This window comes from Burkholderia sp. 3C (assembly GCF_054589155.1).
The window spans coordinates 1-11,629 of record NZ_BAAILN010000100.1; the positions used below are offsets into that span (position 1 = coordinate 1).

Consider the following 11,629-nt stretch of genomic DNA (forward strand, 5'->3'; position numbering starts at 1 on the left):
CGGCGCCGAACCGTCGCGCGCGACGGCATCCCCATCCGCCGCGCGCGAGACCATGCCGGCCGACGCGGCGCGCGCGCTGTCCGGCGCGAAGCTGATGCCGTACTGGCTCGACAATCCGGCCGAGCCGCCGGCCGAAGCCGCGCTGTCGGGCGACACCACGGCGGATCTGCTGATCGTCGGCGGCGGCTTCACCGGCCTGTGGGCCGCCGTGCAGGCCAAGGAGCAGATGCCCGAACTGGACGTGGTGGTGATCGAGGCGGGGCGCGTCGCGCATGGCGCGTCGGGCCGCGCGGGCGGGATCATCTCGACCTCGGTGATGCACGGCTTGCCGAACGCGGTGCGCGTATTCCCGAACGACATCGCGCAACTCGAAAGCTTCGGCCATCACAACCTCGACGGCTTCGAGGCCACGCTCGCGCGTTACGGTATCGATGCCGATATCGAATGGAACGGCGAGATGACGGTGGCGGTCGAGCCGGAGCACGTCGCGCATCTGCGCGACGATCATGCGCTGCACACGCGCTACGGCCACGACGTGGTGCTGCTCGACCGGCAGCAGACGCTCGAGCAACTGAACTCGCCGCTGTTCGCCGGCGCCCTGTGGTCGCGCAACCGCAGCGGCATCGTGCATCCGGCCAAGCTGGCCTGGGGCCTCAAGCGCGCGGCGCTGTCGCTCGGCGTGCGGCTTTACGAGCACACACCGTTGCAGGACGTGCGCGACGAGGGCGCCACCGTGCTGGCGGCCACGCCGAACGGCAGCGTGCGCGCGCCGCGCGTGCTGTTCGGCAGCGGCACGGCGAAAGTCGGGATTCCCGACATCAACCGCCGCGTGCTGCAGGTGCGCGATCACGTGCTCGCCACCGAGCCGCTCAGTGAAGCCCAACTGGCGCGGATCGGCTGGCGCAACCGCCAGGGCATCTACGACACGCGTACCCAGCTCAACTATTTTCGGCTCACGAAGGACAACCGCATCATCTTCGGCGGGCTGGTCAGCTATCACTTCGACGGCAACCCGAACCCCGAGCAGGACGGCCGGCACGACACCTACACGCGGCTCGCGCAGGCGTTCTTCCGCACCTTTCCGCAATTGGCCGACGTGCGCTTCTCGCATGCCTGGGGCGGCCCGATCGACTATTGCTCGCGCGGCTCGGTGTTCGCCAAGCGCTATCTCGGCGACAAGGCCGTGTTCGTGGCCGGCTATACGGGCTTCGGCGTGGCGGCCAGCCGCTTCGGTGCGTTCATGGGCCTGAACATCCTGTTCGATCGCGACAGCCCCGAGCGCGGGCTCGACATCGCGAACCAGAGCCCGACCTACATCCCGCCCGAGCCGGTGCGCTGGCTGGCCGCGAAGCTCACGTTCCATGCGTTCGATGGGGCGGATGAAGAGGGCGGCTGGAAGCGCGCCTGGATTCGCGGCATCAAGGCGATGGGTTTCCCGATGTGACGCGTGGCGCGTGGCGTGGTGGGCCGGCAGGCCGCCGCGCCACGCCCGCATCGGGCCATCGATTCGTTCTCCGATGTTTTTGACACCGCACGACCCGCGCGGGCGCGATGCCCCGCGCGCACCCGCATGACAAGCGATCGGCACAACACCCCGGCCAGGCCGCGAACGCGGCCGGACCGACGCCCGAATGGAGCGAGACAATGAACGACACCTCCCACGACGACACCAGCATGACGCGGGTCGAGACCTTCGGTTTCGAACGCATCCCCGACGCCTCGCGCTATGCGCGGCCAATCGACCTGTTCCGGCTGCTGTTCGGCGGCTGCAATACGTTCTCCACCTGCGTGCTCGGCAGCTTTCCGATCCTGGTCGGGCTGTCGTTTCGCGACAGCGCGCTCGCGATCCTGCTCGGCGTGCTGGCCGGCACCTGCATCCTCGCGCCGATGAGTTTGTTCGGCACGCGCAACGGCACCAACGATCCGGTGTCGTCGGGCGCGCACTTCGGCATCCATGGCCGGATCGTCGGCTCGTTCCTGGCGCTGCTGACCTCGGTGGCGTTTTTCTCGCTGGCGGTCTGGAGCTCGGGCGACGCGCTGGTGGGCGGCGCGCACAGCCTGGTCGGGGTGCCCGTCAACGGCGCGACGGTGGGGCTGTCGTATCTGGTGTTCGCGGTGCTGGTGCTGGTGGTCTGCATCTACGGCTTCCGCTTCATGCTGTGGGTGAACAAGATCGCCGTATGGGCCGCGAGCCTGATGTTCGTGGTGGGGGCGTTCGCGTTCTCGGGCGCTTTCGACGCCGGTTACGCGGGCACGCTGCACACCGGCGGCCCCGGCTTCTGGGCCGCGTTCTGCGGCGCGGCGCTGGTGGCGATGAGCAACCCCGTGTCGTTCGCCTCGACGCTCGGCGACTGGACGCGCTACATCCCCGACACCACGCCGCGCCATCGCGTGGTGGGCGCGGTGTTCATCGCGCAACTGGCCACCTTCGTGCCGTTCTTCTTCGGGCTGGCCACGGCCACCATCATCGCCACCCACGCGCCGTCGTTCATCGCGTCGAACGACTACGTGGGCGGCCTGCTCGCCGTGTCGCCGCGCTGGTTCCTGCTGCCGACCTGCGTGATCGCGATCATCGGCGGCATGTCCACCGGCACCACGGCGCTGTATGGCACCGGCCTCGACATGTCGAGCATGTTCCCGAAGCGGCTGAACCGGGTGCGCGCGACGCTACTGATCGGCACGCTGGCGATCGGTTTCATCTTCGTCGGACGCTTCGCGTTCAACCTGGTGGAGAGCGTGTCGACTTTCTCGACGCTGATCGGCACGTTCAGCTGCCCGTGGATGGCGATCATGGTGATCGGCTACGTGACGCGGCGCGGCTTCTACCTGGCCGACGATCTGCAGGTGTTCAATCGCGGCGGGCGCGGCGGCCATTACTGGTTCACGCACGGCTGGAACCTGCGCGCGATGGGCGCGTGGCTGCCGGCCGCGCTGCTCGGGCTGGCCTTCGTCAACCTGCCGGGGCAGTTCGTGGGCGTGCTCGGCAACCTGGCGGGCGGGCTCGACCTCAGCGTGCCGGTGTCGCTGGTGCTCGGCGGCGCGCTGTATCTGGCACTCCTGACGATGTTTCCGGAACCGGATGCCGTGTACGGCCCGGGCGGGCGGCGGCTGGTGCGCGGCGCGCTGCATGGCGTCACGGGTGGTGATATCGGCAGCGCACGCGGCGAAGGCGAAACGGACGGCGCGGCCCGGATCGGCCGCAGCGCCCTGTAGGAGCGCGGGCCTTCAGGTGTAGGCACGATCGTCGCGTTTGCGCAGTGGAGCGTGCTCGGGATCGCCGTGGCGCTGGGCGGAGGGTAGGCGGGGGAACGGTGCCGAAGAGAACCGGCGGCACAAAAGAAAAAGCCCGCAACACTGTTGCGGGCTGAATCCATGTTGGAGACATGGAGGAGACAGACGCAATACTAAGGGTTAGTACTAGGCTTGGCAAGCGATTTCGTCATTCGTTGTGTGGGTGCAACGACAAAGCCTCGCCAGGCCTGCCGTTCGGGCGTTTCAGCCGGCATCGATCCCATTCGTTTTCGTTCCGGCCCCGTTGTAATCGAGCCTTGGCGCGGCGTGTCACGCGGGCCAACCGGCTTCGGTATGATGGACGCTCGCTGGCGCACGAGGCGGCGTTCCGCCCGAAGCCGTCGGCAGGACCACCCCACCCAGCCATGACCCTCCTCGATACGACGTTCGACGCCAATACGGCGGACCCGGCAGCGCTCGATGCGCTGCATGCCTTCGTCGAACGCCATCCGCGCCTGTTCGTGCTGACCGGCGCCGGCATCAGCACCGATTCCGGCATCCCCGGCTACCGCGATCGCAACGGCCAATGGATGCGCTCCCAACCGATCCAGTACCAGGAATTCGTCGGTTCCGAGCACGCGCGCCGCCGTTATTGGGCACGCAGCATGCTCGGCTGGCCGGTTGTCGGGCGTGCCCGGCCGAACGCGGCGCATCGTGCGCTGGCCCGGCTCGGCGCGGCCGGGCGAGTGGGCCGGCTGGTCACGCAGAACGTCGACGGCCTGCATCAGCGCGCCGGCAGCACCGGCGTGATCGAGCTGCACGGCGGCATCGACGGCGTGACCTGCCTCGACTGCGGCGCCCATCACGCGCGTGCCGCGATCCAGCCGATGCTCGAAGCCGACAACCCCGCGCTGCTCGCGATGGAGGCCGTGCCGCTGGCCGACGGCGACGCGCAGCTCGAACTCGATACGCTCGACGCGTTCCGCGTGCCGGCCTGCCCGCTGTGCGGCGGCATGCTGAAGCCGGCCGTGGTGTTTTTCGGTGAAAACGTGCCGCGCGAGCGCGTGGCGGCCGCCAGCCAATCGCTCGACGAAGCCGACGCCGTGCTGGTGGTCGGCTCGTCGCTGATGGTCTATTCGGGCTACCGATTCTGCGTCTGGGCGCAGCAGCGCGACAAGCCCGTCGCCGCGCTGAACCTCGGCCGCACGCGCGCCGACCCGTTGCTCGCGTTGAAGATCGAGGCGGCGTGCGGCTCGACGCTCGATGCGCTGGCCGCGCGGCTCGGGCTGGCCGACGCGGCGCACGGCGAGCAAGCCGGCGCCTGAGCGGCGAAGCCCTGAAGCCCCGAAGCCCCGAAGCCCCGAAGCCCCGAAGCCCCGAAGCCCCGAAGCCCCGAAGCGGCGGCGCGGGCACGGCACGCGCCCGCCCGCCCGCTATCGCGCTCCGCGCCAATCCGGCACACTGCGCGCTTCGCATCCTTTCGCACCGAGGCGCTTCCCGCATGAGCCACCCGATCACGCCCCCCGAACGTCTGCACGCGCCGGCCGCCGAACGCAATCGCGAGCCGATCCTCGCGGTGCTGCACGAGGTGCTGCCGGCCCAGGGCATCGTGCTCGAAATCGCGAGCGGCAGCGGCCAGCACGCCGTGCATTTCGCCGCCGCGCTGCCGCATCTCGCGTGGCAGCCGACCGACCCCGATCCCGACGCGCTGGCCTCGATCGCCGCCTGGTCCGCCGATGCCGCGCTGCCCAATCTGCTCGCGCCGCGCCAGCTCGACGTGCGCGCCGACACCTGGCCGCTCGACGCGGCCGATGCGGTGGTCTGCATCAACATGATCCATATCGCGCCCTGGGACGCGGCCTGTGCGTTGATCGCGGGCGCGTCGCGTGTGCTGGGCGACGGCGGCGTACTGCTGCTGTACGGCCCGTACCGTCGCAACGGCGAGCACACCGCGCCGTCGAACGCCACGTTCGACGCGCAGTTGCGCCGCCGCGATCCTGCCTGGGGCATTCGCGACCTGGAGGCCGTGACCGAACTCGCGCAGGCTGCCGGATTCGAGCCGGAACGTGTCGTCGAGATGCCGGCCAACAACCTGAGCGTCGTGTTTCGCCGCCGCGTGCGCTGAACACCTGCGCGGCGCGACCAAGCGCCGCCGACAGGTTTTCCCTTATCCTTTACGGCTAGGCGCGCGGCTCGGCCGGGCCGCGCCAGGATTTTTTCGGAGAATGAACCATGGGCAAACAAGCAATCGGCGTAGTCGGGATGGCCGTGATGGGCCGCAATCTGGCGTTGAACATCGAGAGCCGCGGCCACGCCGTGTCCGTGTACAACCGCAGCCGCGACAAGACCGACGAGCTGATCGCCGAATTCCCCGATCGCAAGCTGGTTCCCACCTACACGCTCGAGGAGTTCGTCGCGTCGCTCGAAACGCCGCGCCGCATCCTGCTGATGGTCAAGGCCGGCGAGCCGACCGATGCCACCATCGCGGCGATCAAGCCGCTGCTCGGCAAGGGCGACGTGCTGATCGACGGCGGCAACACGCATTTCACCGACACCATCCGCCGCAACCAGGAACTCGCGCAATCGGGCCTGCACTTCATCGGCACGGGCGTGTCGGGCGGTGAGGAGGGCGCGCTGCACGGCCCGTCGATCATGCCGGGCGGCCAGCGCGACGCCTATGACCTGGTCGAGCCGATCCTCAAGCAGATCGCCGCCAAGGCGCCGGGCGACGGCGAGCCGTGCGTGGCCTACATGGGCCCGGACGGCGCGGGCCATTTCGTGAAGATGGTCCACAACGGCATCGAATACGGCGACATGCAGTTGATCGCCGAAAGCTATGCCGTGCTCAAGCAGGTGGCCGGCCTGTCGAACGAGGAACTCGGCAAGGTCTACACCGAGTGGAACCAGGGCGAGCTCGACAGCTACCTGATCGAGATCACCTCGAAGATCTTCGACAAGAAGGACGACGAGACCGGCGAATACCTGGTCGACGTGATCCTCGACCGCGCCGCGCAAAAGGGCACCGGCAAGTGGACCAGCCAGAACGCGCTCGACCTGGGCGTGCCGCTGCCGCTGATCACGGAATCGGTGTTCGCGCGCGTGCTGTCGTCGCTGAAGACGCAGCGCGTGGCCGCCAGCAAGGTGCTCAAGGGGCCGTCGCCGGCCAAGCCGGACGGCGATCGCGCGGCCTTTGTCGAAGCGGTGCGCCGCGCGCTGTACCTGAGCAAGGTGATTTCGTACGCGCAAGGCTTCGCGCAGCTCGACACGGCCTCGAAGGAATACGAGTGGAAGCTCGATCTCGGCGAAATCGCGCGCATCTTCCGCGCTGGCTGCATCATCCGTGCACGCTTCCTGCAGAAGATCACCGATGCCTACACGACCAACCCGGAACTCGCGAACCTGCTGCTCGATCCGTACTTCCAGGACATCTCCACGAATTACCAGGAAGCACTGCGCGACGTGGTGGTGGCCGCGGTGAAGGCCGGCGTGCCGGTGCCGGCGTTCTCGTCGGCGGTCGCGTACTTCGACAGCTATCGCTCGGAACGCCTGCCGGCGAACCTTGTGCAGGCGCAGCGAGATTTCTTCGGCGCACACACGTTCGAGCGTACCGACAAGCCCGGCAGCTTCCACGCCGATTGGGCGTAAGGCGGACACGAACGGTAATTGTTGCAGATACCAGCAACATCAATAGGGTTTATAGTCCCGGTATCGGCGGATTGTTATCGTTCGAAGAACAGTGTTTTCGGCGATTAGTGGTTTTCCCTAGGTTCGAACGAGACTAGACTTCACATCACTCGCTGCCCACATGGTGTGTGCGGTGAAGCAAAAAAAATGTCTCGGAGGTTTAATCATGAAAACGCTGATCGCTGCTGTTGCTGCCGCTGCTGTCCTGTCCGTGCCGGCCATTTCGTTCGCTCAACAATCGAACGGCCCGCTGACCCGCGCCGAAGTGAAGGCGCAACTGGTTCAACTGGAAAAGGCCGGCTACCAACCGGGTACGGATCGCACCGACTACCCGGCCGGCATCCAGGCTGCTGAAGCCCGCGTCAACCCGCAACAAAACTACGCCAACGCCGACACCAGCGGCTACGGTTCGCAACCGGCCGCTGCCGCCGAATCGGGCACGCCGTCGAAGGTTCGCCGCATCGCCGACGGCGCCCCGATCTACAAGGGTCGTTGATCGGAAGCGGGTGGCGCGCCGCAAGGCCGAGCCACCCGCACCGATAGCCGGTTGACGTGGTAGTAGTACGTCGCAGTCATAGCCCGCGGTTTCCGAAAGGAACCGCGGGCTTGTTTTTTGCTGCGTGAATCATCCCGGTTCAGCCTTCCTGGCCGAACGGCGAACGATGCCGCTACCGGTCCGGAAACGGTGCAAAATCGTCCAGCCGTGCGGGGAATCAGGGTGCGATGGTTCCGAAATTCGCGCCGAGCAGGTACTATCCGACGGGCACGCAGCGGCCTGGCCGGGCCGCGCGGCGAGAAGGCGGCGCCACCGCCGCCATGCCGGAATCCGACATGAAGCTCATTCGCAGCAAGACTTTCACCGCGTCGCGCGCCTGGGGCGCGCTCGATATCGCCAATATGCGCGGCATCACCACGCGGCTCCACTGGACCGACCAGCCCTACATCTGGCATGTGAACGACGGCGAGGAAGTGTTCGTCGTCCTCGACGGACAAGTCGACATGCACTATCGCGATGCCGCCGGCGAGCAGGTAGCCTTGCTCGAAACCGGCGACATCTTTCATGCCACGGTGGGCACGGAGCACGTCGCCCATCCGCGCGGAGAAGCCCGTATTCTCGTCGTGGAAACCGAAGGCAGCGTCTGAAGCCCCCACACCCACGGGGGCGGCCCGATCCGGGCCACGCGTCCGGCTCGCGTATGCGATGCGCGGCCGGGCGCAGCGAAGCGAAACCAGGGAGGCAGCTTGAGAAGAACGATCTTCACCGAAACCACCACGTACCGTCGCGCCGTGTCCCGTGCGACGCTGCTCGCCGCGGGCGCCGCGCTCGTCGGCGGTTGCACGATGACGCCGTGGACGGACTCGTACCAGCCGTCGAACGCGCCGCAACCCACCCGGCAAGCCGGCGTGCTGGCCGGCTATTACCGCGTCAATCCCGGCGATACGCTGCCGTCGATCGCGGCCGGCTTCGGCCAGCGCGTGCAGGATCTGGCGAGCTGGAACCGCATCGCGCCCACCGACATGCTGACGCCCGGCCAGGTGCTGCGCGTCTCGCCGCCGCCCGGTGCGACCGTCGTGACGTCGCCGGTGCCGTCCGGCGCCGCGCCGTCCGTCTCGACATTGCCGGACACGCAAGCGGCGCAGGCGCAAACCCAGACCACGCCGCTGGCCTGGCCCGCGCAGGGCACCGTGACCTCGCGCTTCATCCCCGGCAAGACGCGCGGCATCACGATCACCTCGACGGGTGACAAGACCGTGCGCGCCGCCGCGCCGGGCCGCGTGGTGTATGCCGGCACCGGTGTCGCGAAGTACGGCCCGCTCGTGATCCTCAAGCACGAGAGCGGCCTGATCACGGCCTACGGCCATAACGGCCAGTTGCTCGTCAACGAAGGCGATGCCGTGACGGCGGGCCAGCCGATCGCCGAGATGGCGACCAATCCGGATGGCCGTGCGTCGTTCGACTTCGAAGTGCGCCAGGACGGCAAGCCGGCCGATCCGATCACGTTCCTGCCGCGCAACAACTGAGGCAGGCGGGCACGCGCTGTCGCGCGCCCGTTCCGCACTCGATCTGCCCGCATCGTGCGTTCGCGCGATGCGGGTTTTTTGTTCCCGCAGCGCCACTCGCGGCGCATCCCGAAAGGCCCCGCGGCGCGACGTTGATGGAACGTTCGATGCTGCACGCGGCCCATCCCCCGGCGTCTTGTCGCAGCGCGTTTTCTCTCGCCGAATTCCTTGCGTTTCGATCTGCCTCGCGTCATTTCGGCCCGGTACAATCGCGGCTTCAGCCCCGGCCCGCCAAGCGCCGGAGGCGATTCCACAATAAAGAAAGACCAACGGAGCCCCGATGAAGAACATCCTAGCGACCCAGCCTCGCTATAACCGCCCGGCCATTGCGTTTCACTGGGCGATCGTGCTGGGCATCGCGCTGGCCTACCTGGCGATCGAGATCCGGGGGCCGAAGGGCACCGATAGCCGCACGTTCTGGATGAACGTGCATTTCTGCGCGGGCACCACCGTGTTCCTGCTGTCGGTGCTGCGGGTGTTCTGGCGTTTCGGCTCGCGTCATCCCGATCCGCTGCCGCAGCCGGCCGTGTTGAGGTTTCTCGCCAAGCTCTCGCATCTCGCGCTGTATCTGTTCACGCTCGGCCAGCCGCTGCTCGGCATGGCGTTCGTCAACATGGGCGGGCATCCGGTCACGATCGCGCCGCTCGGGCTGTCGTTCACGCTGTTCGACGCCAATCCGGCCCTGCGCGGCCCGCTCAAGGAAACTCACGAGCTGCTCGGCAACCTGTTCTATTACGTGATCGGCCTGCATGCGCTGGCCGCGCTCTGGCATCACTTCGTGAAGCGCGACACCACGTTGCGCCGAATCCTGCCGTAAGCGCGACGGCGCGGCCCGATCGTTTCGGTTTCCGTATCCGGGGCCTGTTTTCCGGGGCCGCGCCATCGCGGAATGTTGCGCCCGCAACATATCGTCGGGTTCAAGCGGCGGGTCGACCCCGGCTGTGATCGCATCTCGCGCTTGCCGCGCTTCACGATGCGCCTTCCTCGAATCGATTCGCACTCCCACATGAATCGATGCGGCATCGCAACACCGCGCGGCTTCGCCCGTGCCCGCCCGATCGCACCGCTCCCGTCAATCGAGTAGAGACGCGCTTCCAAACAGCCGTCCGATTGCGGACAAGCCGCGCGCCCCCGTGTTTCACTCCGCACTTGCCGCGATCGCGCCTCGGCGCGCCGCGGCGTTCCGTTGCATCCACATCGATACATCCCATAACGATGGAGACAAGCATGCGCAGATCGATGCGTTCCAGGCTGGTGGCGAGGGCAGTGGCGTGGGCCGTGGCGGCGATGCCGCTGGCGGGCGTGGCAGCCGTGACGATGGCCGTGGCCCCGGCGGCCGTCGCGGCCGATACCTACGCGGCGACGCGTTATCCGGTGATCCTCGTGCACGGCCTGTCCGGCACCGACAAGTTCGCCAACGTCGTCGATTATTGGTACGGCATCCAGAGCGATCTGCAATCGCACGGTGCGCAGGTGTACGTCGCCAATGTGTCGGGATTCCAGAGCGACGACGGCCCGAACGGGCGCGGCGAGCAACTGCTGGCCTACGTGAAGCAGGTGCTGGCCGCCACTGGCGCGACTAAGGTGAACCTGATCGGCCACAGCCAGGGCGGGCTGACCTCGCGCTATGTCGCGGCCGTCGCGCCGCAACTGGTGGCGTCGGTCACGACCATCGGCACGCCGCATCGCGGCTCCGAATTCGCCGATTTCGTGCAGGACGTGCTGAAGACCGACCCGACCGGCCTCTCGTCGACGGTGATCGCGGGCTTCGTCAATGCGTTCGGCGCGCTGATCAGCAGCTCGCACAACACGAATCAGGACGCGCTCGCCGCGCTGAAGACGCTGACCACGGCGCAGACCGCCACCTACAACCGGAACTTCCCGAGCGCGGGCCTGGGCGCCCCCAGTTCGTGCCAGACGGGCGCGTCGACCGAGACCGTCGGCGGCAACACGCATCTGCTGTATTCGTGGGGCGGCACGGCGATCCAGCCGACCGCCACGGTGCTCGGCGTGACGGGTGCGAGCGATACCAGCGTCAACCTGATCGATTCGGCGAACCTGACCGACCCGTCCACGCTGGCGTTGCTTGGCACCGGCGCGGTCATGATCAATCGCGGCTCGGGCCAGAACGACGGCCTTGTTTCGCGATGCAGCGCGCTGTTCGGGCAGGTGATCGGCACCAGCTATCACTGGAACCATCTCGACGAGATCAACCAGTTGCTCGGCGTGCGCGGCGCGAAGGCCGAGGACCCGGTCGCGGTGATCCGCACGCACGTGAACCGTCTGAAGCTGCAGGGCATCTGATGGGCGTGGCCCGCCTGGCGCTGTACGCGGCCTGCGGCCTGGCCGCGTCCGGCGCGATCGTTTTCTGGCTGGTGCCGCCGGTGCCTCAAGAGCAGGCGGGCGGGGCGGGTGCGCAGGCTGCCGTTGCCGGCGCGCCGCCCGACGCATCGGGCGTACCTGCCACGTTGGCCGCGTCGTTGCCGAGCGCGCTGGCCGGCTCGCAAGCGCCACGCTTGCCGCTCGATGCGGGCGGCCGGCTCGCGAGGACGCGCGCCGTGCGCGATTTCTTCGATTACTGCCTGAGCGCGCAAAGCCAGCTCACACCGGCCGCGCTCGACACGCTGGTGCGCCGCGAGATCGCGGCGCAACT

General features: G+C 67.8%; 10 protein-coding genes and 1 pseudogene. All 11 read left to right on the forward strand.

The features are described from left to right. A partial coding sequence (locus ACYP33_RS20495; RefSeq protein ID WP_459623673.1) for an NAD(P)/FAD-dependent oxidoreductase occupies nucleotides 1-1,444 on the forward strand: 1,444 nt, incomplete at its 5' end. A gap of 200 nt (nucleotides 1,445-1,644) precedes the next feature. Continuing rightward, a complete protein-coding gene (locus tag ACYP33_RS20500) occupies nucleotides 1,645-3,213 on the forward strand; it encodes a purine-cytosine permease family protein (RefSeq protein WP_459623675.1) in 1,569 nt (522 codons plus the stop codon). A gap of 443 nt (nucleotides 3,214-3,656) precedes the next feature. Continuing rightward, nucleotides 3,657-4,556: an NAD-dependent protein deacetylase gene (locus tag ACYP33_RS20505; protein WP_414447940.1), complete on the forward strand. Its 900-nt coding sequence runs from the start codon at nucleotides 3,657-3,659 to the stop codon at nucleotides 4,554-4,556. A 176-nt stretch (nucleotides 4,557-4,732) separates the two neighbouring features. After that, nucleotides 4,733-5,356, forward strand: a complete 624-nt coding sequence (locus ACYP33_RS20510; RefSeq protein ID WP_459623677.1) for a DUF938 domain-containing protein — start codon at nucleotides 4,733-4,735, stop codon at nucleotides 5,354-5,356. Between the two features lie 107 nt (nucleotides 5,357-5,463). Then, nucleotides 5,464-6,876 carry an NADP-dependent phosphogluconate dehydrogenase gene (gene gndA / locus ACYP33_RS20515; protein ID WP_414441563.1) on the forward strand — a complete coding sequence of 471 codons (1,413 nt, stop codon included), beginning with the start codon at nucleotides 5,464-5,466 and terminating at the stop codon, nucleotides 6,874-6,876. Between the two features lie 205 nt (nucleotides 6,877-7,081). Then, complete coding sequence (locus ACYP33_RS20520; RefSeq protein ID WP_414441564.1) at nucleotides 7,082-7,411, forward strand: DUF4148 domain-containing protein; 330 nt, start codon at nucleotides 7,082-7,084, stop codon at nucleotides 7,409-7,411. Nucleotides 7,412-7,746: 335 nt separating this feature from the next. Next, entirely contained in the window at nucleotides 7,747-8,058 is a 312-nt protein-coding gene (locus ACYP33_RS20525; RefSeq protein WP_414441565.1) for a cupin domain-containing protein, read from the forward strand. Nucleotides 8,059-8,157: 99 nt separating this feature from the next. Next, entirely contained in the window at nucleotides 8,158-8,937 is a 780-nt protein-coding gene (locus tag ACYP33_RS20530) for a peptidoglycan DD-metalloendopeptidase family protein (RefSeq protein ID WP_414447937.1), read from the forward strand. A gap of 319 nt (nucleotides 8,938-9,256) precedes the next feature. Continuing rightward, entirely contained in the window at nucleotides 9,257-9,793 is a 537-nt protein-coding gene (locus ACYP33_RS20535; RefSeq protein ID WP_414441567.1) for a cytochrome b, read from the forward strand. 410 nt (nucleotides 9,794-10,203) lie between these two features. Further along, nucleotides 10,204-11,280, forward strand: a complete 1,077-nt coding sequence (locus ACYP33_RS20540; protein ID WP_459623680.1) for an alpha/beta hydrolase — start codon at nucleotides 10,204-10,206, stop codon at nucleotides 11,278-11,280. Continuing rightward, a pseudogene (locus tag ACYP33_RS20545) lies at nucleotides 11,280-11,629 on the forward strand (lipase secretion chaperone); the annotation flags it as partial. The gene ACYP33_RS20540 and the pseudogene ACYP33_RS20545, both read left to right, overlap by 1 nt.